This window comes from Xanthomonas sacchari, assembly GCF_040529065.1.
Lineage (GTDB): Bacteria > Pseudomonadota > Gammaproteobacteria > Xanthomonadales > Xanthomonadaceae > Xanthomonas_A > Xanthomonas_A sacchari.
Genome location: NZ_CP132343.1, coordinates 1,421,738 through 1,448,548, shown reverse-complemented (window position 1 = coordinate 1,448,548; position 26,811 = coordinate 1,421,738). Strand labels below are relative to the sequence as shown.

General features: G+C 70.3%; 17 protein-coding genes. 7 read left to right on the top strand and 10 right to left on the bottom strand.

Annotation, left to right across the window (positions count from 1 at the left end; all coding sequences use genetic code 11):
- The first annotated feature begins 159 nt into the window (after nt 1–159).
- Nucleotides 160–675, top strand: coding sequence for an isoprenylcysteine carboxylmethyltransferase family protein (locus RAB71_RS06160; protein WP_010341508.1), 516 nt, complete (start codon nt 160–162; stop codon nt 673–675).
- Between the two features lie 22 nt (nt 676–697).
- Here the strand turns inward: RAB71_RS06160 and RAB71_RS06155 are convergent, their stop codons facing one another.
- Entirely contained in the window at nt 698–1,195 is a 498-nt protein-coding gene (locus tag RAB71_RS06155) for a hypothetical protein (protein ID WP_010341507.1), read from the bottom strand.
- A gap of 125 nt (nt 1,196–1,320) precedes the next feature.
- Here RAB71_RS06155 and RAB71_RS06150 point away from each other — a divergent pair, with 125 nt between their 5' ends.
- The 3 genes from RAB71_RS06150 to RAB71_RS06140 all read left to right on the top strand — a co-directional run bounded on the left by RAB71_RS06150 (nt 1,321) and on the right by RAB71_RS06140 (nt 9,816).
- Nucleotides 1,321–1,863, top strand: coding sequence for an O-acetyl-ADP-ribose deacetylase (locus tag RAB71_RS06150; protein ID WP_010341506.1), 543 nt, complete (start codon nt 1,321–1,323; stop codon nt 1,861–1,863).
- A gap of 245 nt (nt 1,864–2,108) precedes the next feature.
- Complete coding sequence (locus tag RAB71_RS06145) at nt 2,109–3,806, top strand: ShlB/FhaC/HecB family hemolysin secretion/activation protein (protein WP_010341505.1); 1,698 nt, start codon at nt 2,109–2,111, stop codon at nt 3,804–3,806.
- A gap of 13 nt (nt 3,807–3,819) precedes the next feature.
- On the top strand, nt 3,820–9,816 hold the full coding sequence (locus RAB71_RS06140) for an MBG domain-containing protein (RefSeq protein WP_052471009.1): 5,997 nt from the start codon (nt 3,820–3,822) through the stop codon (nt 9,814–9,816).
- 197 nt (nt 9,817–10,013) lie between these two features.
- On the opposite strand, the gene RAB71_RS06135 is transcribed toward RAB71_RS06140, so the two are convergent.
- A complete protein-coding gene (locus RAB71_RS06135; protein WP_010341503.1) occupies nt 10,014–12,086 on the bottom strand; it encodes a sensor histidine kinase in 2,073 nt (690 codons plus the stop codon).
- A gap of 67 nt (nt 12,087–12,153) precedes the next feature.
- Here RAB71_RS06135 and RAB71_RS06130 point away from each other — a divergent pair, with 67 nt between their 5' ends.
- Nucleotides 12,154–12,837, top strand: a complete 684-nt coding sequence (locus tag RAB71_RS06130; RefSeq protein WP_041500428.1) for a response regulator transcription factor — start codon at nt 12,154–12,156, stop codon at nt 12,835–12,837.
- Nucleotides 12,838–12,963: 126 nt separating this feature from the next.
- Here RAB71_RS06130 and RAB71_RS06125 read toward each other — a convergent pair whose 3' ends face one another.
- The 7 genes from RAB71_RS06125 to RAB71_RS06095 all read right to left on the bottom strand — a co-directional run bounded on the left by RAB71_RS06125 (nt 12,964) and on the right by RAB71_RS06095 (nt 23,444).
- Complete coding sequence (locus RAB71_RS06125; RefSeq protein ID WP_010341500.1) at nt 12,964–13,968, bottom strand: class I fructose-bisphosphate aldolase; 1,005 nt, start codon at nt 13,966–13,968, stop codon at nt 12,964–12,966.
- A gap of 118 nt (nt 13,969–14,086) precedes the next feature.
- On the bottom strand, nt 14,087–15,496 hold the full coding sequence (locus RAB71_RS06120) for an HD-GYP domain-containing protein (RefSeq protein ID WP_010341499.1): 1,410 nt from the start codon (nt 15,494–15,496) through the stop codon (nt 14,087–14,089).
- A 104-nt stretch (nt 15,497–15,600) separates the two neighbouring features.
- Complete coding sequence (pyk, locus tag RAB71_RS06115; RefSeq protein ID WP_010341498.1) at nt 15,601–17,067, bottom strand: pyruvate kinase; 1,467 nt, start codon at nt 17,065–17,067, stop codon at nt 15,601–15,603.
- Nucleotides 17,068–17,311: 244 nt separating this feature from the next.
- The gene (locus RAB71_RS06110) at nt 17,312–17,962 is read right to left on the bottom strand and encodes an HAD-IA family hydrolase (RefSeq protein ID WP_010341497.1); all 651 of its coding nucleotides are present in this window, start codon (nt 17,960–17,962) and stop codon (nt 17,312–17,314) included.
- Nucleotides 17,959–19,134: a phosphoglycerate kinase gene (locus RAB71_RS06105; RefSeq protein ID WP_010341495.1), complete on the bottom strand. Its 1,176-nt coding sequence runs from the start codon at nt 19,132–19,134 to the stop codon at nt 17,959–17,961. Before RAB71_RS06105 ends, RAB71_RS06110 begins: the two co-directional genes overlap by 4 nt.
- Before the next feature lie 204 nt (nt 19,135–19,338).
- Complete coding sequence (locus RAB71_RS06100; protein WP_010341494.1) at nt 19,339–20,703, bottom strand: DUF3999 domain-containing protein; 1,365 nt, start codon at nt 20,701–20,703, stop codon at nt 19,339–19,341.
- Complete coding sequence (locus RAB71_RS06095; RefSeq protein ID WP_104609595.1) at nt 20,700–23,444, bottom strand: DUF2339 domain-containing protein; 2,745 nt, start codon at nt 23,442–23,444, stop codon at nt 20,700–20,702. Before RAB71_RS06095 ends, RAB71_RS06100 begins: the two co-directional genes overlap by 4 nt.
- A 256-nt stretch (nt 23,445–23,700) precedes the next feature.
- On the opposite strand from RAB71_RS06095, the gene RAB71_RS06090 reads away from it, so the two are divergent.
- The gene (locus tag RAB71_RS06090; protein WP_029561892.1) at nt 23,701–24,777 is read left to right on the top strand and encodes a methyl-accepting chemotaxis protein; all 1,077 of its coding nucleotides are present in this window, start codon (nt 23,701–23,703) and stop codon (nt 24,775–24,777) included.
- A gap of 294 nt (nt 24,778–25,071) precedes the next feature.
- A complete protein-coding gene (locus tag RAB71_RS06085; protein WP_234006595.1) occupies nt 25,072–25,527 on the top strand; it encodes a hypothetical protein in 456 nt (151 codons plus the stop codon).
- A 231-nt stretch (nt 25,528–25,758) separates the two neighbouring features.
- Here the strand turns inward: RAB71_RS06085 and gap are convergent, their stop codons facing one another.
- Entirely contained in the window at nt 25,759–26,760 is a 1,002-nt protein-coding gene (gene gap, locus RAB71_RS06080; RefSeq protein WP_010341487.1) for a type I glyceraldehyde-3-phosphate dehydrogenase, read from the bottom strand.
- Between the last annotated feature and the right edge of the window lie 51 nt (nt 26,761–26,811).

Sequence of the window (26,811 nt, the reverse complement as noted above, 5' to 3'; positions counted from 1 at the left end):
TGCCGCGCGGGCGCTAGGGTAATCGGGTTTGCGCGCACTGCCACGCACGACGAGGCGCTGCCGGGTCGCGCCCGTGCCCATTCGTGACGCGCTCGCGCGCGTCCGCCGGGGGCAGCCGCGTAAACTTGCGCGGCCGTAACCGAACCAGGCAAGGACCGCATGCACGAACGAACCGACCGAACCGAGCAAGCGCCTGCGCGCGCACAGGCGCGCGTGCCGTTGCTGGTCCGCACGACCTCCCCGGCGCACTTCCTGCTGGCGCTGCTGCTCGGCGCCAGCCTGCAGCACGCGCTGCCGCTCCCGCTGCCGCAGGGCGCCGCACTGGCCTGGCTGCAACTGGGCGGCGGTGTGGTCGCGCTCGCCGGCCTGCTGCTGGCGTGCTGGTGCTTCGTGCTGTTCGCACGCGACCGCACCACCCTGCTGCCCGAGCGCGCGCCCTCGCACCTGGTCTGCCACGGCCCGTACCGGCTGACCCGCAACCCGATGTACGTCAGCCTGACCCTGAGCTACCTCGGCCTGAGCGTGCAGATCGGCTGGCCGTGGTCGGCGCTGTTGCTGCCCTTGCCGTTGCTGGCCTTGCAGTGGGTGGTGATCCCCTACGAGGAAGCGCGCCTGCGCGAGCGCTTCGGCAGCGCCTATGCGCGCTACTGCACGCAGGTCGCGCGCTGGCTGTAGCCACCGGCCCGGGCGGCACGCCTCAGCGTGCCAGCCACCAGGCCGCCGCCGCGGCCAGCAGCAGCGCCAGCAGCACCCAACGCCAGGCGCCGCCGCGGTCGCCGGCGACCACGGTCGAGGCGGTGCCCAGCGTCGGTGCCGAGCGCAGATGCCGCTGCACCATCTCCAGCGCCTCGCGCAGCGACATGTCCGGATACTGCTCGAACACCAGCTTGGCCGCCTTGCGCCGCTCGCCGCGAAGCAGCGCCAGTTCCGCCGCCGGTGGCAGGCGCCGTTCCTCGGTCGGCGTTTGCGCCGGGGCCGACGTTGCCGGTATCGCGCCTGCCGCGGCAGTGGACGCGTGGCGGTCGAGCAACTCCGTCACCGAGCGCGCCGCGCCGGCCAGCAGCCAGGCATCGACCTGCTCCTTCGCACTGCGCAGGTCCATGCCGCTGTGCGCGCGCAGCAGCTTGATCGCCTTGATGATCTGGCCCTGGGCGAGGGCCTCGGCGACCTGTGGCGGCGGCGGGTTCGGGTTCATGTCGCAGGTGCTGAGATGGAGGCGCGTCAGTCTTGCCGCTGGCCGGTTAAGCGGCCGTGGCAGCGCGCGGCGGCGGTGGAAACACCCTCACGCATCCATCATTCGGCTCCCCTAAAGATCGGCGCATGAAGATCGAAATCTGGCAAGGCGACATCACCCAGCTCGACGTGGACGCGATCGTCAACGCCGCCAACGAGTCCCTGCTCGGTGGTGGCGGCGTGGACGGCGCCATCCACCGTGCCGCCGGCCCGGAATTGCTGGAAGAATGCCGGCGCCTGCCGGAACTCAAGCCGGGCGTGCGCTGTCCGGTCGGCGAGGTGCGCGCCACCGCGGGCCATCGGCTCAAGGCGCGGCATGTGCTGCATACCGTCGGGCCGGTGTGGCGCGACGGCGCCCACAACGAACCGGCCCTGCTCGCCAACTGCTACTGGCGCACGCTGCGCCTGGCCGAACAGATGGGCCTGCACTCGGTGGCGTTCCCGGCGATCAGCTGCGGCGTCTACGGCTACCCGCTGCATCAGGCCGCGCGCATCGCGGTCGCCGAGACCGACGCCTGGCAGCGCGCGCACGCGGTGCCGAAGCGGATCATCCTGGTGGCCTACAACGACGCCACCGCCAAGGCGTATCGGCAGGCGCTGCGCGACGCGCAGTGCGCCACCGCCGCCTGAGCGACCGTCCGCTGGCACCACCACGCCAGACATGGGCATTTGGCCTACACCGGGCGTAGGCTGCCTCGGATCCCGGGTATCTGCTCACTGATTGACGTTGCGGGGCGCTGCGGGGTGTCGGTGTTTCCCCGACACCGTGTCGGGGGACGCTGCAAAGAGTGATTGCGCGCTCAGATTTGCTCAGATTGACCCGCGGCGGGAAGGCTACAGTGCGCGAGCCTCAATCCTAACGCCGCCTTAACATCATGACGATCTCCTGCCGCCCGCGCCCAAGCACGCTGGCGAATGCGCTGTTTGCGCTCCCGTGGGCCGCCGGCCTGGCCTTGACCCTGACCTGCGCGACGGCACTTGCCCAAGAGGCCGCCCCGGCCGCCGGCATCACCACCAACGCGGCGGCGCCGATCGCGGTGCAGGCGATCCGGGTAACCGGCGTCGGCGCGCATCCGCGCGAGCGGATCGACCCGGCGCGCCTGCAGGCCCTGGCCGACGCCCGCCTGCGCGCGCTCGGCGGCGGCACGCTACCGGCCCGGCTCAGCTTCGCGCAGCTGCAGCAGATCGCCGACACGCTGACCCAGGCCTATCGCGACGCCGGCTTCCTGGTCGCCCGCGCGTATCTGCCGGTGCAGACCCTGGGGCCGGACCAGGTGGTCGAGATCCGCGTGGTCGAAGGCCGGATCGGCAAGATCACCGTCGAGGGCGCGCGCCGCTACGACGACCGCCTGATCGCCAGCCCTGCCCTGGCCCTGCAGGGCCAGATCCTGCGCCAGCAAGATCTGCAGTCGGCGCTGCTGTATGCCCGCGACCTGCCGGGCGTTTCCGCCACCTCCGTGCTCAAGCCCGGCGCCAACCCCGGCGAGACCGACGTGGTGATCCAGGCGCGCGAGGAACGGCCGCTGCAGGTCAGCGTCGGCGCCAGCAACTACGGCACCCCGAGCATCGGCCGCTACCGCGCCCAGGTGGGTGTGGACTGGAACAACCCGCTGGGCCTGGGCGACCACCTGTCCGCCAGCTACGCCTATGCGCTGGATCCGGCCAATACCTGGCAGGGCAGTCTCGCCTACCAGGTGCCGATCGCCGGCGTCGACGGCCTCAGCGCCAGCGCGTCGTACACGCGCAGCGTGGTCAACCTCGACAACGGCGCGTTCGCCGCGCTCGACATCCAGGGCCCGACCCAGCAGAGCGCGCTGGGCCTGGACTGGAAGTTCGTCAATTCCGATGCCTGGCGCGTGCAGAGCTGGCTGCACCTGGTCAAGGAAAGCTCGCGCCTGCAGGGCCTGGGCGTGCTGTTGTCCAAGCAGAAATTCGACGTGGCCGAACTCGGCACCAGCGTGCGCCACGACGACCGCCGGCTCCACGCCATCGACCTGCTGCAGCTCAGCGTGCGCGGCGCGCTCGACGACGATTCGCCGCAGACCGATTACCTGTACGCCCGCCACGACCGCCACTTCACCGTCGCGCGCCTGAGCTACACCCGGCTGCAGGGGCTGACCGCCACGCAGCGTCTGCAGCTGCGCGTCAACGGCCAGTACAGCGACGACACCCTGACCCCGCTGGAACAGTTCTCGCTGGGCGGACCGACCAGCGTGCGCGCCTTCCCGCTCGGCGCCGCGCTCGGCGACCGCGGCTTCGACTCCGGCCTGGAGTACCAGGTGGACGCACCGGGCTTCGCCAGCGCCGCCTCGCCGTTCGGCGGCCGCGCCTGGGGCCAGTTGCTGACCGCCAGCGTGTTCTACGACTACGGCCGGGTCTACCCGAACGGCGCCAACCGCGCGGTCTACGACAGCGTCACCACCTTCGAGGGAGCCGGCGTCGGCCTCAGCTTCCGGCTGCCCGACTGGCACGGGCTCTCGTTCGATCTGGCCGCGGCCAAGCCCACCGGCACCACCAAGCCGGGCGACGGCAAGGATGTGCGCTACTGGGCCCGCTTCGGCCTGACCTTCTGACCTGGGGATCCCCATGAACCGCATCTACCGCCTCGTCTTCAATCGCCACCTCGGCGTGCTCCAGGTCGCCTCCGAAGTCGCCACCGGCCATGCTGGCGCCACCGGCGCGAGCGGCGCCGCCCGCCTGGCCGCGCCACTGCTGCCCTTCGCCCTGGCCTGTGCACTGGCTGCACCGGCCTACGCCAGCGGCGTGCCGTCGCTGTCCAGCGCCACCGGCGCCACCGTGTCGCAGAACGGCGGCACGCTGCAGATCGACCAGAACGCCGCCAAGGCGGTGCTGAACTGGAACAGCTTCAACGTCGGCAAGGACGCCAGCGTGGTGTTCCTGCAGCCCTCCAGTTCGGCGGTGGCGCTCAACCTGATCGATGCCAGCCGCGGCGTCAGCGTCATCGACGGCAGCCTGCGCGCCAACGGCAACGTGTTCCTGATCAACTCCGCCGGCATCCTGTTCGGCAACCACGCGCAGGTGAACGTCGGCGGCCTGGTCGCCAGTTCGCTGGGCCTGGCCGGCGACGATGACCACGGCTACCTGCTCGCGCGCGGCGACCATGGCGCCGCCAGCGTGGTCAACCAGGGCAGCATCAACGCCGGCAACGGCGGCTCGGTGAACCTGGTCGGCAACCATGTCGCCAACCGCGGCAGCATCACCGCCGACGGCGGCGCCATTCGCCTGCTCTCGGCCGACCAGGTCAAGGTGACCATGGACGCGGCCGGCGCGATCGGCATGCAGATGGTCGCGGCCGCCAGCCAGTCGGTGGACGGCGCCGCGGCGGCGGTGGAGAACAGCGGCACCCTGCGCGCCAACGGCGGGCAGATCCTGCTGCAGGCCGGCAGCACCGGGTTGTCGCAGCTGCTGGTCAACAATACCGGCACGCTCGAAGCCACCGGCATCGACACGTCCGGCGGCAGCGTGCGTCTGGTCGGCAGCGGCGGCGACGTGGCCAGCAGCGGTCGCATCGATGTCTCCGGTACGCAGGGCGGCAGCGTGCAGCTGCTGGCCGATGGCGCGGTAAACGTCGCTGGCCGCATCGATGCCAGCGGCACCGGCGCCGGCGGCAGTATCCGCATCGGCGGCGGCTACCAGGGCGGCGAACAGTTGCAACATGCCAGCGCGGCCACCGTCGCCAGCGGTGCGATGCTCGACGCCAGCGCGACCGGCCAGGGCAACGGCGGCTCGATCGTGGTCTGGTCCGACGGCCACACCGCGGTGCACGGCGCGCTGCATGCCGACGCGGCCGGCAGCGGCAACGGCGGCCTGCTCGAAACCAGCGGCCACACCGTCGACTTCTCCGGTATCGCCGTCGGCGCCAAGGGCGCCGGCCCCGGCAGCGCCGGCACCTGGCTGGTCGACCCGGAAGACCTGACCGTGGACAGCGCGGCGGCCAGCACCATCAGCGGCGCGTTGAACGGCGGCACCAACGTCACCCTGATCGCCTCCATCACCAACGCCAGCGGTCCGGGCAACGTGAGCAGCGGCGCCGGCGACATCAACGTCAATGCGGCGATCGGCTGGAACGGCAACTCCACGCTGACCCTGGACGCGTACCACAGCATCTATCTCAATGCGCCCATCACCGCGACCGGCGCCAACGCCGGCCTGGTGCTGAACTACGGCGGCTATACCGACAACGGCACCGTCGGCGGCTCCGGCGACTACTACGTCAACACCCCGGTCTCGCTCGGCGGCGCGCACGCCAGCCTGGCCATCAACGGCCAGGCGTACACGCTGATCCACTCGCTGGCCGACGCGGCCACCTACTTCAACAGCCCCGGCGCCTACGCGCTGGCCCAGGACATCGACCTGGCCGGCGTCACCCGCAGCAGCGCCCTGGTCTCCTCCTTCCAGAGCAAGCTGGCCGGCCTGGGCCACAGCATCAACAACCTGACCATCTCCGGCGCCAGCGGCTACGTCGGCCTGTTCGGCACCACCAGCAGCAACAGCGTCATCCGCGACCTGCACCTGGGCAATGTCTCCATCTCCGGCGGCTACTACGTCGGCGGCCTGGTCGGCTACGGCCAGGGCGCGATTAAGAACGTCACCGTCGATGGCAGCGTGACCGGAAGCTCCGGCGGCGTCGGCGGATTGGCCGGCTACAATCTGGGCTTGATCGACGGCAGCGCGTTCGCCGGCAGCGTCAACGGGCAAAGCGCCGTCGGCGGCGTGGCAGGCAACAACGTCAGCGGCACGATCCGCAACACCCACAGCACCGGCAGCGTGACCGGCAGTTCCTCCAACACCGGCGGCCTGGTCGGCTACAACGACGGCGGCAGCCTCACCAACACGTATTCCACCAGCAACGTGAGCGGCACCAATTATGTCGGCGGGCTGGTCGGAACCAACCAGAACGCCGGCACGATCAAGAACAGCTATGCCAGCGGCAGCGTCATCGGCACCAGCTCCATGGTCGGCGGGCTGGTCGGCATGAACTACCAGAGCACCATCGCCAATACCTACGCCACCGGCAGCGTCACCGCACCGACCTCGGTCGGCGGACTGGTGGGCGTCAACAATCCAGGCAGCGCAGCCGTCACCTCCGCCAGCGTCAGCAACAGCTACGCCACTGGCGCGGTCAGCGGCACCAACAATGTCGGTGGGTTGATCGGCTCCAATGCGGGCAGCGTCACCAATGCGTCGTGGGACGTCGGCAGTACCGGCCAGGCCAATGCCATCAGCAGCGGCGGCGGCGGCAGCGCCACCAACCTGACCAGCTTCGGCAGCGGCAACCGTTACAGCCACACCACCTACGGCAATCTCGGCACCTGGACGCTGCTCGCCGGTACCAGCAACGTCTACGTCGCCAGCGATGGCGTCGGCAGCCCGGCCTGGATCATGATCGAGGGGCAGACGCGCCCGTTCCTGGCGAGCGAATACAGCACCACCATCGGCAACGCACACCAGTTGCAGCTGATGGCGTACAACATGGCGGCCAGCTACAGCCTGTCCGCCGACATCGATGCCAGCCAGACCGCCGGCAGCAACGCCAGCGGCATGTGGAGCAGCGCCGGCTTCAGCCCGGTCGGCGACAGCAGCAACGCCTTCACCGGCAGCCTCAACGGCGCGAACCGCACGATCTCCGGGCTCACCATCGCCCGCAGCGGCGCGTCCTACGTCGGCCTGTTCGGCAATACCGGCGCCGCCAGCCAGATCGGCAATCTCGCCCTGACCGGCGCCACTGTCACCGGTACCGCCTACGTGGGCGGCATCGCCGGCTTCAATGCCGGCACCCTCAGCGGCATCCGCGTCAACGGCAGCATGAGCGGCACCGGCAACTTCATCGGCGGCCTGGCCGGCTACAACAACGCCGGGACGATCGCCGGCGTGCAGACCAGCGGCAGCGTGGTCGGCAGCGGCGGCGCCTACAGCGGCAACTATGTCGGCGGACTGGTCGGCAGCAACGCCAACGGCACGATCGGCGCCTCGTCCTCGTCGAGCACGGTCTCCGGCGGCAGCAGCGTCGGCGGCCTGGTCGGCAACGACTACCAGGGCAGCTATACCAACGCCTTCGCCACCGGCAACGTCAGCAGCACCAGCACGACCACTGGCAACAACGTCGGCGGACTGATCGGCAATGCCATCCAGAGCACCCTGCAGAACGTCCACGCCACCGGCAATGTCACCGCGACCACCTCGAGCGCTGGCGGCCTGGTCGGCATGGCCGGCGCCGGCAGCATCCAGAACGCGTATGCCAGCGGCAACGTATCGGGAACCCAGAGCATCGGCGGCCTGGTCGGACGCAGTTCCGCCGCGATCGACACGGCCTATGCGACCGGCGGGGTGATCGGCACCTCGTCCGAGATCGGCGGCCTGGTCGGGACCCTGGACCACGGCAGCCTCGCCTCGACCCATGCCACCGGCACCGTGTCCGGCGGCAGCTTCGTCGGCGGCCTGGTCGGCTACAGCGACAGAGGCAACGTCGGCGCGTCCTATGCCACCGGCGCCGTGTACGGCAGCAACTACCTCGGCGGGCTGATGGGCTACAACGACGGCGGCAGCATCGGCAATGCCTACGCCACCGGCAACGTCTCCGGCAGCATGTATGTCGCCGGGCTGGCCGGCTACAACGACAACGGCACCATCGCCAACACCTATGCCAGCGGCGATGCCACCGGCACGGCGTATGTCGGCGGACTGGTCGGCGTCAACTACAACAACACCGTGCGCAACTCCTACGCCACCGGCAACGTTTCCGGCACTGGCGCGGTCGGTGGCCTGGTCGGCTCCAATTCCAACGGCAGCATCGTCGCCAGTTTCTTCGCCACCGACATCGGCGGCAATCCGCGTAACGTGGGTCTGAACACGGCAGGCAACAGCGTCGGCACCATCGACGCGATCAGCGGCGGCAGGTCGTGGAGCGCGCTGAACACGCTCTCCACCTTCACCGATGCCGGCTGGGCGATCGACGACCGCGGCGGTACCGGCCTGACCTGGCGCCTGTACGAACACATGGGCACGCCGCTGCTGCGCAGCTTCCTGACCCCGCTGACGATCAGCGGCAGCGTCTCCGGCCTCGACAAGACCTACGACGGCAACGGCGTCAGCGGCACGCTCGCGTCCTACACGGTCGGCAGCGCCTTCGACCCCAGCCTGCTGTTCGGATCGTCGCTGCGCTACGCGACCGCAGACAATGGCGTCGGCAGCTACACCACCGGCAACGGCACGCTGCAGATCGGTGGCCTGGCGTCCGTGCAGCAGGGCTACGACATCAGCTACGTGGTCTCCGGCGGCATCGCCATCACCCCGGCGACGCTGACGGTAACGGCGACCTCGGGCTCCAAGACCTACGGCAACACCGCCAACCTCAGCGGCTACAGCGTCGCGGGCCTGTTCGGCAACGACACGGTGTCCGGCGTCGCGCTGAGCAGCGCGGGCGCGGGCAGCGGCGCCGCGGTGGGCAACTACGCCATTACCGCCTCCGGCGCCACCGGCGCAGGGCTGTCCAACTACGTCATCACCTATGTCGACGGCAGCCTGCGCGTCGATCCGGCCACCCTGCGCATCGTCGCCAGCGACGCCAGCAAGACCTACGGCGGCGCCGCCACCCTCAGCGGCTACAGCGTCGCCGGCCTGCTCAATGGCGACACCGTCTCCGGCGTAGCGCTGGGCAGTGCGGGCGCCGGCGCCGGTGCCGCGGTGGGCAACTACGCCATCACCGCCTCCGGCGCCACCGGCGCAGGGCTGTCCAACTACGTCATCACCTACGTCGACGGCAGCCTGCGTGTCGATCCGGCCACCCTGCGCATCGTCGCCACCGACGCCAGCAAGACCTACGGCGGCACCGCCACCCTCAGCGGCTACAGCGTCGCCGGCCTGCTCAATGGCGACACCGTCTCCGGCGTGGCTCTGGGCAGTGCGGGCGCCGCTGCAGGCGCCGCGGTGGGCAACTACGCCATCACCGCCTCCGGCGCCAGCGGCGCAGGGCTGTCCAACTACGTCATCACCTACGTCGATGGCAGCCTGCGCGTCGATCCGGCCACGCTGCGCATCGTCGCCAGCGACGCCAGCAAGACCGTCGGCAGTACCGCCACCCTGACCGGCTACCGCGTCTCCGGCCTGCTCAACAGCGACACCGTTTCCGGCGTCGCCCTGAACAGCGACGGCGCCGGCAGCGGCGCGGCGGTCGGCAACTACGCCATCACCGCCTCCGGCGCCACCGGTGCGGGGCTGTCCAACTACGCCATCACCTATGTCGATGGCCTGTTGAACGTGGTCGCCGGCAGCGGCGATGGCGGCGGCATCCAGTTGCCCACCACGACGGTGCAGGCGATCAACACCTCGGTCGCCGCCGCCACCGTGACCAGCGATGCCGGCAGCACGCCGGAGACGAGTCCGCAACAGGCCGACGAAACGGCGCGGGAGCTGGCCGCCGCGGCACGCACCGGCAGCAGCGGTACGGTGACGGCCGCCACCGACTCGATCCTGATCGTCGACGGCGGCATTCGCGCCCCGGCCGTCGCCTGCAGCCCGGGGGCGTCCGACGCCTCCGCGGACAGCTGCATCATCCGGCAGTAACCGGGAACCACCTGACGGCACCGCGCGGCGGTGTCGTCAGGTCACCGCGCTGCCTTCCTCACCGCACTGCCTTCCTCACCGCCCTCGCCGACCAAAGCGCCGCGCCAGGCGCTCCACGACCGGGACCGGGCGCAGCCGCGCCCGATCGCTTTTGCTGTTGGCGCAAACCGCGCATCCAGATGCGCGCCCGCACACGATCAGCCGTCGCTCGGCGGCGGCAACCGCGGCAACGCGCGCTGTCCATCCGGACGACGCGGCAGCAGCAACACGAAGCAGACCGATTCGTCCGGCGCCTGCGTGACCAGCTGCACCGAGCCGCCAAGCCGCTCCGCGATCCGCCGGACCAGATACAGGCCGAGCCCCGCGCCCGGCGCATCCTGCGCGTTCTCGCCGCGGTAGTACTTCTGGAACAGCCGCGCCTGTTCGGCGGGCGCAATGCCTTCGCCCGGGTTGGCGACCTCCAGCCGCAGGCCTTCGCCACTGCTGCGCACGCGCACGCGGATGGCCATGTCCTTGGGGCAATGGCGGTCGGCGTTGGCGATCAGGTTGCGCAATGCCACGCGCAACAGCCCGGCATCGGTGAGCAGGCCGTCGTCGTCGGTGAGGATCTCGCAGACCACGCGCTGCGGCGGAAAATCCCGGCACAACTCCTCCAGCAGCGTGCGCAGCGCACACGGCCGCAGCCGCAGTTCCGATGCCGCCTCGCCCATGCGGTCGTCGGCGAGATACTCGTCCACTAGCGCCAGCAGCCGTTGCGCGGCATCGCGGATGTTGCCGCAGCGCGCGCGGTTGCGTTCCGGCGGCGCATCCAGCTTGCGCGCCAGCTGCTGCGCCGAGGTCATGATCACCGCCAGGGGCGTGCGGAACTCGTGCGACACCATCGCCACGAAATCGCGCTGGTCCTGCGCGACCTGGCGTTCGGTCTGCAGCAAGGCGCGCAAGTCGTCCTCCAGCGCCTGCCGCCGGTTGATCTCGTTGCGCAACTCGGCGGTGCGCAGCGTCACTTCGTGCTCCAGCGCCTGGCCGTGCCTGCGCGCCAGCTTCACCGCGGCATCGGCGTGCCGCCGTTCGCGCAACCGGCGCTGCCGCTCGTAACGGCCGATGAGGAACACGCTCAGCAGCGTCATGTGCAGCATGGTGCCGAACGTGGTGGCGTACTGGGTCCAGGCATTGACCGGGACGAAGCCGAGGTTGCGCAGGAAGCCCAGCATCACCCCGAGGTAGAACGGAAAGAACGCGAGCACGAAGAACCACGCCGGCCGATAGCGGCGCCACAGCAGGTGCAGCCCCAGCCCCGCCAGCAGCAGGATCTCCAGCAGGCCCAGCGCCTGCACCGGTTGCATGCCCCAGGCGTAATGGCCGGCGAGCACGGCCACCGCGCCGGCAAGCGCGACCGCCCACAGCGCGCACGTGCCCCAGCGCACCAGTTGCGGATGAAAGGCGCGCAGGTTCAGTTGCCGGCAGGCGATCTGGAATCCCACCGGCAGACTGCAGGCGATGCTAATGCCCAGCAGCGTGTCGCTCCACGCCATCGGCATGCCGGTGACCTGCTGCACCAGGCCGATCGACAGCGCCTCGTTGAGCACGCAGCCGCCAAGATAGGCCACGAACAGGCCACTCATGCGCGCGCGCGTGGCGAGCCAGAACAGCACGTGCAGGCACAGCAGCAGCAGGTAGAAGCCGAAATACAGGCCGAACTGCAGTCCTTCGCGCCGCGACTGGTTGTCGAACGGCAGCCGTTGCCATACGTCCAGACGGGTGACCAGCGCGTTCTTGCTGCGCAACCGCAGCAGCACCTCGTAATCGCCCGCATGCGTGGGCGCAAACTGGAAGACCGGGCTGCGGTAATCCACCGGCCAGTCGCGTCGCGGCAGGCGCTCGCCGCTCTCCCCGAGCGCCCGCCAAGCGCCGCCGGCCGGACGCACATAGGCCTGCACGTCATCGAGCAAGGCGTTGCTCAATCGCAGCATCCAACCGCCCGGCGGTACACTTTCGACATGAACAGGCAGACGCAGCCACACGGCACCGTCGGCGAATCCCGCGTTGAGGCCGGCGGGCAGCCGCGTCCAGCCGCCCGCCGCGGCGGCCTGCGTGGCGTCGAGTCGGCCGTGCGGATCGTCCAGGCGCTGCAGGTATCCGCTCGCATCGTGGTGCGCGGAAGTCAGCGGCAGCGCCGCGGCCGGGGATGGCGCCGGCTCGGCGGCCACGCACACGCCCATTGCCGCCACGAGCCATGCGCTCACCAGCCAGCGCCACCATTGCGCCATCATTCGCCATACCGCACCGTTGCCAGCCGATGACGTTACAGCAAACCGCACTGCGCGAGGACTCGCCGCCATGTCCGAAGTGATCCTGCTCGAGGACGAGCCGGTGCTGTGCGAGGAACTCGGCGAGTTCCTGCAGGATCTGGGCTATATCGCCGTCTGCGTGGACAGCATCGCCGGCTTCCGGCAACGATTCGACCCGGCGCGCCACACCATGGCCGTCATCGACGTGGGCCTTCCCGATGGCAGCGGCCTGGAGTTGATCCGCGAGCTGCGCCGCGCCGGTCATCGGCTGGGCATCGTGGTGTTCAGCGCGCGCAATACCGCCAGCGATCGCATCGCCGGGCTGGAGTTCGGCGCGGATCACTATCTGGGCAAGGGCATCGACCTGGACGAGTTGGCCGCAACCCTGGCCGCGCTCGGCCGCCGCCTGGCGCTGCCGCCACCGGCGGCGCGCTGGGTGCTGGAACTGGCCGCCGCCCGCCTGAACGTGCCCAACGCACCGCCGGTGCCGCTGTCGCGCCAGGATCTGCTGGTGCTGGCGTGCCTGATGCGCCATGCCGGCGAGAGCGTGGGCCACCGCGAGATCGCCGACGCGCTGGGGGTGAACTTCCTCGAGTACGACCGGCGGCGGCTGGACACGCAGATGTACCGCTTGCGGCGCCGCGTGGAGGAGATCAGCGGACGCCCGTTGCCGGTGAAGACCTTGCGCAACAGCGGCTATCGCTTCCACGCGCCGGCGGCGATCGCCCCCTGAGGGCCGCGGTGCGGCGCGGCCTGGTCACCGATGCGCAAGCGCCACTGCCGGCTCCCGCAAGTCGCCGAGCCCCGAAACGAAAAACGCCGGCGATGCCGGCGTTCTTCGTAGGCGTTGCGGGGGCGATCAGCCCTGCCACTTGCCCAGCGCGGCCAGGCCGTTTTCCTTGGCGCGCTCGTACACCACCTGCTGCGCCTTGGCGAAATTGCCCTTCATGTCCTGCGCCCACAGCTTCAGCGCGGCCTGCTGCATGGCGCGGCCGTAGGAGAAGCTCAGCGGCCACGGCAGGTTGCCGAGCTGGTTCATCGCGTTGAGGTGCGCGGTGGACTGCTCGTCGGTCTGGCCGCCGGACAGGAACACGATGCCCGGCAGGATCGCCGGCACGGTGCTCTTGAGGCACATCACGGTGGACTCGGCCACTTCCTCGACGCTGGCCTGCTCGTCGCAGTCCTTGCCGGCGATGACCATCGAGGCCTTGAGGATGGTGCCTTCCAGGACCACGTTCTGCTCGTACAGCGCGCCGAACAACGAACGCAGCGTGGCTTCGGTGACCTCGTAGCAGGTCTCGATGTCGTGGTCGCCGTCCATCAGCACTTCCGGCTCCACCATCGGCACCAGGCCCTGCTCCTGGCACAGCGCCGCGTAACGAGCCAGCGCATGCGCGTTGGTCTCGATGCACACGCCGGAGGGGATGTCCTCGCCGATGGTGATGACCGCACGCCACTTGGCGAAGCGTGCGCCGAGCTTGTAGTACTCCTCCAGGCGCGCGCGCAGGCCATCCAGGCCTTCGGTGATCAGTTCGCCCGGCATGCCGGCCAGCGGATGCGTGCCCTTGTCGACCTTGATGCCGGGGATGATGCCGTGCTCGGCCATGTACTTGGCGAACGGCACGCCGTCCTTGGTCTTCTGGCGGATGGTCTCGTCGTACAGGATCGCGCCGGAGATGTGGTCGCTCAGCTTCGGCGTGGTCAGCAGCAGCTCGCGGTAGGCACGGCGGTTCTCTTCGACATTCTCGATGCCCACGCCGGCGAAGCGCTTGGCGATGGTGCTGGTGGATTCGTCGATCGCGATGATGCCCTTGCCCGGGGCGACCATTGCCTGTGCGGTTTCGGCAAGCTGTTCGATGCTCATACGGTTCCTGATGGCTGCAACGGGGGAACCCCCAGTATACCGGGCCGGCCTGCATGCATTCCGTTACCGCCGGCATTGCAAGCGGTTACAGGCGTAGACCGCGCATGTTCACGGCACTTCAGGCAAGCGCATCCGTCATCGCGTCACACTGCACATGCGCATCGCCCTGCGCTGTCTTCAGCGGTGCTGCGTCCGCGGCCGTCGCCTGCACGGGCGCGCCCTGCGCGGCCGGCAGTGCGATGGCGAGCGCATCGAGCAACGGCTGCCAGTCCTCAGCGCTGCGCGCGCGGCGGTGCGCCAGCAACGCGGCATGGCGGCGCAACCCCGGCAACTGCCAACGCAATTCGCAACAGACGCGATCGACCTCCTCGGCCGCCTCCGGCGCGGCGATAAGCCACGGCAGTTGCTCGACCATCTTGCCGGCGCCGGAATCGTGGATGGCCATGATGTAGCCCACGATCAACAGCAGCAGATGCTGCAGGGCCGCGCGCTCGTCCTCGCGCAGGTCGCCGCCGCGCTGCAGGCGCAGGGCTTCGTCGCGCGCCCGCTCCAGGCCGTCGAGCAAGGCCGCCACCACTTCGCGCAGGTGCTGCGGATCATGCGTCGACGCCGGCTCCGGCGCGCAGTCGCGCAGGCGCTCGCTCAGCAGGTCGACCACCTCGCGCGGGAACTGCCCGGGCACCACGCGCAGCGCGATGCGCATCCGCGCCAGCGCCTGCGCATGGCCCCGCTCGCGTTCGAACAAGCCATCCAGCGCTTCGGCGCAGGAGATCAACCGGCCCAGGGGCGAGAGTACCGACGCACCGACCGGGTAGCCGGAACCGTCGATGCGCTCGTGATGCTCGCGCGCAGCGGCGGCCTGCTGCGCCGAATACACGCCGGATTCGCCGAGCAGCGCGGCGCTGATCACCGGGTGCACGCAGTGCATGCGCCACTGCGCGAAGTCCTGCTGCGCCTCCGGCAGTTCCAGCACCGCCGGATCCACGTACATCTCGCCGAGATCGTGCAGCAGGCCGACTTCCGCGGCCTCGCGCATCGCTGCGTCCGAGCGCGACAGCAGCGCCGCCAGCCAGGCCACCAGCATCGCCACCCGCACCGCATGCGAGAACGCGGCCGGCCGGGTCTGGCCAAGCGTGGTCAGCAAGGTACCGGGCGCGCCCAGCGTGCGGGCGCGGGCCAGCATGGCCATCACCGGCTGCGCCTGCTCGCCCAGCAACTGCCGCAGGTGCGGGTGTTCGTCCAGTTCGCGCTGCGCGGCCAGTTGCACCTCGCTCGGGCGCAGCTCCTCGCAGAACGCCAGCGAGGATTCGAGCGGACGCAGCAGGCGCCGCGCGATCAGGCGCTCGCGCAGGCCGGCGTTGATGCGCTGGCCCTTGGCGACCAGCAGGATGCCGCGGCGATCACGGATGTCTTCGGTGACCACCAGCTCGCGCGTGGCCGAGGCCTGGATCAGGTGTTCAAGGCAATGCGTGCCGGGGCGTTCAGGCAGGTCCAGCCCGAGTTCGGCGTGCGCGCTTGGGGACGTCATGGGGGTGTCGCACGATCAGGGAACGGGGGGCGCCGCGCCGTTCCATGCGCGATCGAACAAATGTTGCCGACGGCGCGGCGGCCGAAGCCGCCACGCCGAGTCCTTCAGAGTTCGCCCAGGCCGCTGGCGCGGCCGTCCGGGCCGACCTCGAGCAGGCGCAGGGTGTTGGTCGCGCCGTGGGTTTCCATGTGCTCGCCGCTGGTGAACACCACGCGGTCGCCCGGCGCCAGCAGGCCGGCCTCGACCAGCACGCGGATCGCGCCGCGCGCGGCCTCGCGCGGGGTCAGGCCGCGGCTGTCGAAGTTGATCGGGAACACGTCGCGCATCATCGCCATGTGCCGGCGCGCGCCGTCGTGGCGGGTCACCGCGAAGATCGGCGCCTTGGCGCGGAAACGCGACAGGTAGCGCGGGGTGCCGCCGGATTCGGTCATCGCCACGATGGCGCGCACGCCCACGTGCTGGGACAGGAACATCGTGGCCATGGCGATGGCCTGGTCGGCGCGCTCGAGGTTGCGCGGCGCCATGCCGAAGTCGGTTTCGGTTTCGAACTGGCGCTCGGCACCCAGGCAGATGCGCGCCATCGCCTCGACCGCGCGGATCGGATAGGCGCCGGCGGCGCTCTCGGCCGACAGCATCACCGCATCGGTGCCGTCGATCACCGAGTTGGCCACGTCCAGCACTTCGGCGCGGGTCGGGATCGGGCTTTCCACCATCGACTGCAGCATCTGCGTGGCGGTGATCACCACTTTGTTCTGCGCCAGCGATTCCTTGATGATCTTCTTCTGCAGGCCCGGCAACTCGGCGTCGCCGATCTCCACGCCCAGGTCGCCGCGCGCGACCATCACCACGTCCGAGGCCTCGACGATCTCGCTCAGGTTCTCGATCGCCTCGGTACGCTCGATCTTGGACACCAGCGCCGCGTCGCAGCCGTGCGCGCGGGCGATGCGCCGCGCCTCGTTCATGTCCTCGGCGTTGCGGCAGAACGACACCGCGATGAAGTCGACGCCGATCTTGGCGACGATGCCGATCAGTTCCTTGTCGCGCTCGGTCAGCGCGCCCAGCGACAGGCCGCCGCCCTGCTTGTTGAGCCCCTTGCGATCGGACAGCACGCCGTCGTTGAGCACGCTGGTGACGATGCGTTCGCCCTGCACTTCGACGACCTTCAGCTGCATCAGGCCGTCGTCCAGCAGCAGCACGTCGCCCGGGGCCACGTCCTGCGGCAGGCCCAGGTAGCTGACGCCGACCTGGCTGGCGTCGCCCGGCGCGGCATTGGGGTCGGCGATCAGGTCGAAGCGGTCGCCGAGCTTGAGCGAGACCTTGCCCTGGGCGAAGCGCTCGATGCGGATCTTCGGGCCCGGCAGGTCGGCGAGGATGCCGATCTCGGCACCGACGCGGGCCGCGGCGGCACGCACTTCGGCGGCGCGCTTGGCCTGGCCCGACGGATCGCCGTGGCTGAAGTTCAACCGCACCACGTTGACGCCGGCGCGGAACAGATCCTCGAGCACGCCCGGCGGGTCGGTGGCAGGACCGAGGGTGGCGAGAATCTTGGTGCGGCGCTGACGTTCGATCATGATGGCATCCTTGGAAAAAGCGCTCAAAGCTAGCACACGCGCCCCTCACACAGCATGGCATTTCGGCATAGACGCACGCGCGGTCCGGCATAGGGAGCGGACAATGCGGGACAGTATGTGGTCATGTCGCGCCAACCGGCGCCGGCCCGCGGGCGCCACAGATGAGATGACATCAGGCCACGCGCCGTGCGTGGCCAGGGCCATGTGCGCCGGACGCACCGGCGCACGTGCCCATTCAGGCGGCTCAGGCTGCAACCAGCGCCGGCAGTTGCACCGGCGTCTGCGCCAGCACATCGGCGCCGGCCTGACGCAGTTCCTCGGCATCGCCGAAGCCCCACAGCACGCCGATGCTGCGCATGCCGTGGTGGCGCGCACCGTCGATGTCCATGCGCCGGTCGCCGATCATGCGGCAGTGCGCCGGCACGACGGCGAGCCGCCGCAGCGCCTCGGCGATCAGGTCCGGCTTGGCCCGGCGCGCGCCGTCGTCGCTGGCGCCGACGATCTCCTCGAAGCGAGCGCCGAACGGCAGCTGCTCGACGATGCGCCGCGCGAAGCGCTCGTTCTTCGAGGTCACCACCGCCAGGCGGTGGCCGGCCGCGGCGATCGTTTCCACCGCCGCACCGATGTCCGGGAACACCGTGTGCTCGCGCCAGCCGTGGCTGTCGTAGCGGCTGCGGTACAGCGTCAAGGCCTGCTCCACCAACACCGCATCCCCGCCGAAGTGCTGCTGGAAGCTGTCGCGCAGCGGCGGGCCGATCCAGGCGCGCAACTGCGCCGGCGTCGGCAGCGGCTGGCCCAGTTCGGCGAAGGCATGGCGCAGGCTGCCGACGATGCCGGCCTCCGAATCGACCAGCGTGCCGTCCAGGTCGAAGAACAGGACGTCGGCGGCGCTCACGCGCCGCGCGCCTGCAGCGCGGCCACCGCCGGCAGGGTCTTGCCCTCCAGGAACTCCAGGAACGCGCCGCCGCCGGTGGAGATGTAGCTGACCTGCTCGGCGATGCCGTACTTGTCGACCGCGGCCAGGGTGTCGCCGCCGCCGGCGATGGAGAACGCCGACGATGCGGCGATCGCACGCGCCAGGGTCTCGGTGCCCTTGCCGAAGGCGTCGAACTCGAACACGCCGACCGGGCCGTTCCAGACCACGGTGCCGGCCTTGGCGATCAGCTCGGCGTAGTGCGCGGCGGTCTGCGGGCCGATGTCCAGGATGAGATCGTCGTCGGCGACGTCGGTGACCGCCTTCACCGTGGCCTCGGCGTCGGGCATGAACTGCTTGGCCACCACCACGTCGCTGGGCAGCGGGATCGCCGCGCCGCGCGCGTTGGCGTCGGCGACGATCTTGCGCGCGGTGTCCAGCAGGTCCGGTTCGCACAGCGACTTGCCCACCGCGTGCCCGGCCGCGGCAATGAAGGTGTTGGCGATGCCGCCGCCGACGATCAGCTGGTCGACCTTGTCCACCAGGTTGGACAGCAGTTCAAGCTTGGTCGAGACCTTGCTGCCGGCGACGATCGCCAGCAGCGGCTTGGCCGGCTGTTCCAGCGCCTTGGCCAGCGCGTCCAGCTCCGCCATCAGCAGCGGGCCGCCGGCGGCGACCGGCGCGAACTTGATCACGCCATGGGTGGAGGCCTGCGCGCGGTGCGCGGTGCCGAAGGCGTCCATCACGAACACGTCGCACAGCGCCGCGTACTTCTTCGCCAGCGCCTCGTCGTCCTTGCCCTCGCCGACGTTCATGCGGCAGTTCTCCAGCAGCACGATCTGCCCCGTCTGTACGTCCACGCCATCCACCCAGTCGCGGATCAGCGGCACGTCCACGCCGAGCAGCGCGGCCAGTCGGACGGCCACCGGCTCCAGCGAATCCTCCTGGGTCCACACGCCTTCCTTGGGCCGGCCCAGATGCGAGGTCACCATCACCGCCGCGCCCTGTTCCAGCGCGTGCTTGAGCGTCGGCACCGAGGCCAGGATGCGCTGTTCGGAGGTGATCAGGCCATTGTCGATCGGCACATTCAGGTCTTGCCGGATCAGCACGCGCTTGCCGGACAGATCGAGATCGGTCATTCGCAGGATGGACATGTAAGTGCTCGCTTTCGTGGGGTTGCAAAGGGAAAACCGCGCCATCGGTGCAGTGTCGGCGTCGGCATCGTAACGTCGGGTGCAGGAGCGCCGGCCGATCGCCGCAACGGCGAAACCCCCATTGTCCGGCGTCGGCCGCACAGCGGCAAATCGGTGCATTGACGCGCGCACGGCGCAGCGTGCGCGCGATCGCCGTCCTGCGGGTCAGCCCGCGCCGTCGGCGGCGGCGGGTTTGCGCAGCAGGCTCAGCGCGAAACCGACCACCAGCAGCGCGCCGCCGATCAGCAGCGCCCACAGCAGCCAGGTCTTCCAGTCGCGCGGCGGTGGCGGTGCCTGCAACGCCGCGGCGCCCGCCAAGGGTTGCGCTGCGCCGAGGCTGGCGGTGGCCGGCGTCCATTGCAGCCCGCGCTGGGCATGCAGGGCCTGCAATGCGGCGGCCAGCGGCGCCGGCGCACGCTGGGTGCGCGCACTGCCGGCGGCCAGCGCATACGGCGGCGCACCCTGCGCCAGGAACACCAGCGTCTCCGGCTGGTAACCCAGGCGCAGCGCCGGCCGCTGCCGGCCCGGATCCTGCGCCGCCAGCAGCCGCCAGTAGCGGTCGCGCACCGGCGCGGTCAGCGCCTGCGGCGGCGAACGACTGCCGCCACCGACCTGGTAGGCCAGCCACGGACCGGCGCGATCCTGCCAAGGCGCCTCGGCGCTGTCGCGGCTCTGCACGCGCCATTCGATGGCGTTGTTGCCGGGCAAGGCGATGTCGATGCGCGTCACCGGATAGCGCCCCGGCGACACGAACGCATAGCTGTGCTGCGCGGGATCGCTGCTCGCCGCGTCCAGTTGCTGCCAATGCCAGTTGGCGGCGACCGGTGCCGGCGCCAGCTCGGCTTCCACCCCGGTCAGCGGCGGCGCGTTGGCGTCGGCCAACGGCAGCAGGCGCAGATAGCGCACTTCGCGGCCGATGGGGATGCGCAGCTGCTGCAGGCGGTGTCCCTGGTTGCTGAGGTCGACCAGGGTCGCCTCATCCACCACCACCTCCCAGTCGCGCAGATCGTCGCTGCCCTCGACGCGGTAGCGGGCCTGCTGCGGCTGCGCGGCGGCGGCCCATTGCAGCGACAGCGCGCGCAGTGGCGCGTGCAGTGCGCTGGCATCGACCAGCCAGCCGGCAGCCGCTGCGTCGCTGCCGCCGCCCGCCACGCGGGTCTGGATGCGGCGCACGCTGCCGTCGCGGTCGCGCTCGGCGATCAGCTCCAGGTCCGCTGCACGCCCGTCGCGCGCGGCCGGCAACGGAAACCACGGCAACGGCTGCCGGCGCGGCGCGGTCTCGGCCTGCTCGGCGGCGAACAGCGTGGACGGCACCGGATCGCCCGCGGCATTGAACACCTCCACGTCGCCCAGCGAGGCGCGCTGCGCGCTGCGGTAGACCGCATCTTCGAGTTGCACGCGATAGGCGCCGGCATCGGCGTCCTGCAGGGTCAGCGGCCACTGCTGGGCGTAGTCGTCGCGCTGGCTGGCAGCGAACGCGCACAGCGGCAACCCGGCCAGCAACAACGGAAACAGCGCACGTCGGATCATGGGATGGCCTCCTCGGCCGGTTCGGCGGCGCGCGGCGGTGCCGGCGCCAGATAGCCCACCACCGTACACAACAGCCCGTACGCGATGAACGAGGCGATGCCGGCGACGTTGCCGAGATTGCCGCGATCCACCAGCAACAGCTTGCCCAGCACCACCGCCATCAACACCGCGCCGGCCAGCCACAGGCCGCGCTGGCCGCGGCGCGAGCCCAGCACCCAGCCGAGCACGCCCAGCACGCTCCAGACCACGGTCAGGCTGGTCTGCGCCACACCATCGCCGAGCACGCCGGGCCACGGCACCGCCGCCCAGTAATGCACCGCATGCAGGGTGACGCTGGTGATCCACAGGAAGCCGGCAGCGGCCAGCAGATGGGTGCGCCACGGCCGTAGCAGCGCCGGCAGTTCGGGGCTGCGGGTCCAGCGTACGCCCAGGACCAGCAGCGCCAACTGGCTCAGTTCCAGCGGATTGAGCAGCGGCACCCAGGGCAACGGCGCGCTGCTGCCGGGCAGGCCCAGGCTGTACAGCCAAGCCACCGTCAGCAGCCCGAAGTAAGTGCTCTGCAGCGCGCTGCGGCACGGCGCGAAGGCCGCGCCCAGCGGCGCCGCCAGCCAGTTCCAGCGCCACAGCGACAGCGCCGTCGCCAGCAACCAGGGCGCCAGCAACAGCATCCAGCGCCAGCCGGCGGCGAGGTCGCTGTGCAGCGCGATCCAGGTGCACAGCAGCCCAACCACGCTGGGCCACACCAGCCACCACACGAACTGCGCCGCGCGCGCCACGCCGCCCCCGCTGTCGCGCAGGCACAGCAGGCTGCGCACGCCGAGCACCGCGAACAGCGCCCAGGCCCAGGCGCCATGCCCGGCGAACGGCTGCCCGTGCGCATCGGCCTGCCAGGCCGCCAGCGGCAACGCCAGCGCCAGGCCGCCCAGCGTGGTCGCAGCCAGCGCCGGCGCCGGCCAGCGCCGCTGCGCTTCGGCCGCGAGCCAGCCGCTGACCGCCGCCCAGGCCAGCAACACGTCCGGCCGCGCGTCGGCGTCGACGAAGCGCAGGATCTCGGCGACGCCGATCCCGCACCACCAGGCCAGCCCCCACAGGTAGTAGCCCAGCGCCGGCATGGCGGCGCGCGCACGGCGATAGCACCAGGCGCTGGCGAAGCCGGCCAGGGCCAGCAGCAGCGCGCTCATGCAGGTGGCATTGGCCACGGCCTGGCTGTCCTGCACCGCCGCGTCCAGGCCCAGGGTGAAGCCCAACGCGGCCGCCATCTGCAACCCGGCGCCGCTGAGCTGCGGCAGCCAGCGCCGCTGGCGCAGGCCCAGCCACACCAGCGCCGCCCCCTCCAGCGCGAACACGCTGGCGGTGGCCCGCGCCGACAGGGCCAGCGGCACCGCCAACGTGGCGAAGCCCACCGCCAGCACCGCATACGCCTGCCCCAGCAGGGCGAAGCGCGCGCGCCGGATCAGCGCGGCGGCCAGCAGCGCATAGAGCGCCGCCAGAGCCAACGCGCACAAGGCCAGCGGCAAGCGCTCGCCGCGCAGCAACCCCGCCTGCAGCGAGAACGCGATCAGCGGCGTGCCGAACAGCAGGCTGCCGTCGATCAGCGCGCTGCGCGCGGCCTCCTGCCGCCGCGCGTACAGGATCGGGATCAGCAGGTAGAAGGCGAAGAACAGCAGCAGGAACGGCTCGGTGCTGGCGAACTTCTCCGGCCGGTACTGCAGCACGCCCCACAGCGTGCCGATGCCGAAGGTGAAGCCGAACCCGAGCAGGTTCAGCACCCGCCACGGCCGGTACCAGGCGATCGCGAACACCGCCGCGTTGAGCAGCGCGTAGTAGGAGAACAGCGCCACATGGTTGCCGCTGCCGGTGGACAGCCACAGCGGCGCGAGGAAGCCGGCCAGCGTGCCCAGCACCGCCAGGGTGCGCGATTCCTGCGCCACCGCCAGCACGCACATGCCCGCGACCAGGGCGATGCTCAGCGCCAGCGCCGCCCCGGCCGGGATCAGCCCGGACAGCTTGAACGCGGCGAACACGGTCAGCAGCAACACGCCGATCGCCCCGCCCTGCAGGGCCAGCGCGAAGCTGCGCTTGCGCATGCGCTGGCGCCAGCCGAAGGCCAGGCCCGCCAGCGACGCGGCGGCAATGCCGGCATAGCGCAGCTCGATCGGCATGCGCAGCCAACCCTGGTCGCCGGCGTACTTGAGCAGCGCGGCGACGCCGGCCAGCAGCACCAGCATGCCGATCTTCACCGGCACGTTGCCCTCGGTGAACCAGCGCTTGACCCTGCTCACCAACCGCTCGATCGGGTCAGGCCGGTGCGGGGCGGCGATCGCGGCCGCCGCGGCGGCGCGCGCCTGCACTTGCGCCTGTTGTTGCTCGGCGCGCTCGACCGCGGCAGCCAGCGTCGCGAAATCGTTGGTGTGCTGCGGCATCGGCAAGGGCGGCGGCAGTGGCGGCGGCGCGCCCGCGTCCTCCACGACAAGGGGCGGACGCGCGGGCTCGAACGACGCCGCGATCGGCGCGTCCTCGGCCTGCGTCTCGGCATCGACGGCGGATTCCGTGTCCCCGGCCGCGGCGGCAGGACCGGCCCAGGCCGCCGCAGGCGCCACCGGGGCGGCCGCCATCCGCGCGACCTGCGCCTCCAGCGCGGCGAGCCGCTGGCGCAGGCGCGACTGCCCCACCAGGGCCACGATCAACAGCACCGGCATCGCCAGCACCGCCAACACCACCAGCACGACCAACATCTCCATTCGACTCGCATCTCCACGGCGGTGGCGCGGCGCCTGTGACGCGCACCAGGTGTCCGGCGGCGCCGGACCTGGCGCAGATGGTAGACGAGTTCGGTACCGGCATCGGCCCACAGGCGAGGCCGCAGCCCAGGCAGGGCAAGCCTCGGCGTTCCGACGAACGGTCTTCACAGCACCCTCAAGTCGATGAATCGACAGCCGCTACACCCCTTACCGCGTCGTCCGTCTGCTGTTCCCTCCCACCCCACCGGCAGCATGAATGAACCTACCCGCCCACCCCGCAGAAACGGGGATCGATGACCATATCCGCGCCGTCGTCGGCCTCTCCGACCAATTGCTCGGCCAACTGCGCCGCTCCTTGCAGGGCATCGACGCGATCAACCGCACCACCCACATGATCTCGATGAACGCGCGCATCGAATCGGCGCGCATCGGTGCCGCCGGACGCGGCTTCAGTGTCATCGCGCAGGAAATGGACGGGCTGTCGCGACGCGTGGCCGAGGCCACCCAGGACCTGGACAAGGTCGCCGCGCGCACCAGCGCGGAGATGCGGCAGACGCTGAGCCAGCTGCAGGACGACGTGCGCCGCACGCGGCTCAGCGAACTGGCCCTGAGCAACATCGACCTGATCGACCGCAACCTCTACGAACGCAGTTGCGACGTGCGCTGGTGGGCCACCGACGCCGCGGTCGTGGCGGCAGCGCGCACCGACAGCGACGCCGAGGCGCTGGCCTACGCGTCGCGGCGCATGGGCCAGATCCTGGATTCGTACACGGTCTACTTCGATTTGATCCTGGCCGGCAGCGATGGCCGCATCCGCGCCAACGGGCGGCCGCGGCAGTTCGCCTCGGTCGGCAGCGACGTCTCCACGCAACCGTGGTTCGAGCAGGCCATGCGCACCCGCAGCGGCGAGGACTTCAGCTTCCAGGGCGTGCACGCCAGTGCGCTGGCCGATGGCGAGCGGGTCCTGGTGTACGCGTGCACGGTCCGCGAGGGCGGCCGCATCGATGGCCGCGTGCTGGGCGTGCTGGGCATCGTGTTCCGCTGGGACGCGCTGGCGCAGACGATCGTGCAGCGCACGCCGCTGTCCGAATCCGAATGGGGCCGCAGCCGGGTCTGCATCGTCGACGCGCAGGGCCAGGTGCTGGCCGACTCGGCCGGGCGCATGCTGCAGGACCGGATCGACTTCGACGGCCGCGACGCCTTGTTCAAGCAGCCGCGCGGCGCCGTGCTGATCGACCTGGACGGCCGGCCGCACTGCATCGGGCATGCCGCCTCGCCCGGCTACGAAACCTACCGCACCGGTTGGCACTCGCTGATCCTGCAGGCCCTGTAGCGCGCCCACGCCGCACTGGCGCCATGCCCAAAAAGCGGCAGCGGATCACGGGGCAACGCATGCCCCGTGATCCGCTGCGTACGCAGCGGCACGCCGCATCGCGCTCGCGATCCCGCCATCGGCCTTGCCGGCAGGGGCGTCGTCGTTGCCTGAATGTCGCGGCCTGCTGTATTGACGACGTCATTTCGCCATGCCTAAGCTCGTTGCGCCGCGCTGAAGCCGTACCGACGCATCTCGACGCGACCGGTGCCCTCTGGATTGCAGACGCCACTTCCCAGGTAAACGGACATGACCATGAAACCCTTTCGCACCCTGCTGATCTCGGCCATGCTGGCCGCGTCCTTCGCTGCTCCCGCCCTGGCCGAAAAGGTCGACAATCCGGAGCTCTACACCCCCGATGCGGTGAAGAAGAACATCGTGATCGGCAAGACCACCAAGGAGCAGGTGCGCGCGATCTATGGCGAGCCCACCTACGTCTCCAGGACGTCCGGAAAGGAAGGCGGCTACGAGAAGTCGTGGAGCTATCGCCCCAGCGAATCCCACGGCGAGAAGGCGCGCAAGACCGCCACCGGCCTGCTGAAGCGGATGCTGCCCGGTTACTACACCGGCCCGGCGATCAACGAGGCGCAGGAGCACGGCGTCGGCGCGCGCAACGTCAAGTCCTACGACCTGGAAGTGGAATTCGACGCCAAGGGCGTGGTCACCGATTACCAGCAGAGCGAAAGCAACGTCTCCAAGGACGCGCTGTAACGGCGAGCAGATGGCGGCGGCGCGGATCGCGCCACTTCCCCCGTTGCATCCACGCCGACGTCGCGGCGGGCAAGCCCCTCGTAGCACAGCCACAAAAAAGGAGCGCCGAGGCGCTCCTTTTTTGTGGGTACGTTCGCGATGGCGTGTGCAGCGTGCCAACGGCGGCGGGCTGCAGCGGTCGCTGCCGCACAAGGCCGCGTCGCCCGCCACCGGCGGACGACGCGCGGCGGCTTACTTCGCCACCACCTTGACCATCTCCAGGCACTTGTTGGAGTAGCCCCACTCGTTGTCGTACCAGGACACCAGCTTGACGAAGGTGCCGTCCAGAGCGATGCCGGCATCGGCGTCGAAGATGGAGGTGCGCGCGTCGCCGCGGAAATCGGTGGCGACCACCTTGTCCTCGGTGTAGCCGAGGATGCCCTTCAGTGCGCCTTCGCTCTGCGCCTTCACCTCGGCACAGATCTCGGCGTAGGTGGCCGGCTTCTCCAGTTCCACGGTCAGGTCGACCACCGACACGTCCGAGGTCGGCACGCGGAAGCTCATGCCAGTGAGCTTCTTGTTCAATTCCGGGATCACCACGCCGACCGCCTTGGCCGCGCCGGTGCTGGACGGAATGATGTTCTCCAGGATGCCGCGGCCACCGCGCCAATCCTTGTTGCTCGGGCCGTCCACGGTCTTCTGCGTGGCGGTGGCCGCGTGCACGGTGGTCATCAGGCCGCGCTTGATGCCCCACTTGTCGTTGATCACCTTGGCCAGCGGCGCCAGGCAGTTGGTGGTGCAGCTGGCGTTGGAGACGATGGCCTGGCCGGCGTAGGTGCTGTCGTTGACGCCGTACACGAACATCGGCGTGTCGTCCTTGGACGGCGCCGACAGGATCACCTTCTTGGCGCCGGCGTCCAGGTGCTTCTGCGCGGTGTCCTTGGTCAGGAACAGGCCGGTGGACTCGATCACCACGTCCACGCCGACCTCGCCCCACTTCAGCGCGGCCGGATCGCGTTCCTGGGTCAGGCGGATCTTCTTGCCGTTGACCAGCAGATGATTGCCCTCGACCGACACCTCCGCCTGGAAGCGGCCGTGCACGGAGTCGTACTGCAGCATGTAGGCCAGATAATCCGGCTCCAGCAGGTCGTTGATGGCGACGATCTCGATGTCGCTGCCGAAATTCTGCACCGCCGAGCGCAGCACATTGCGCCCGATGCGACCGAAACCGTTGATGCCGACCTTGATTGCCATTTCAGTAGCTCCTGCGGCCGCGCCTGGCGCGGCGGATGGAAGGGGAAATCC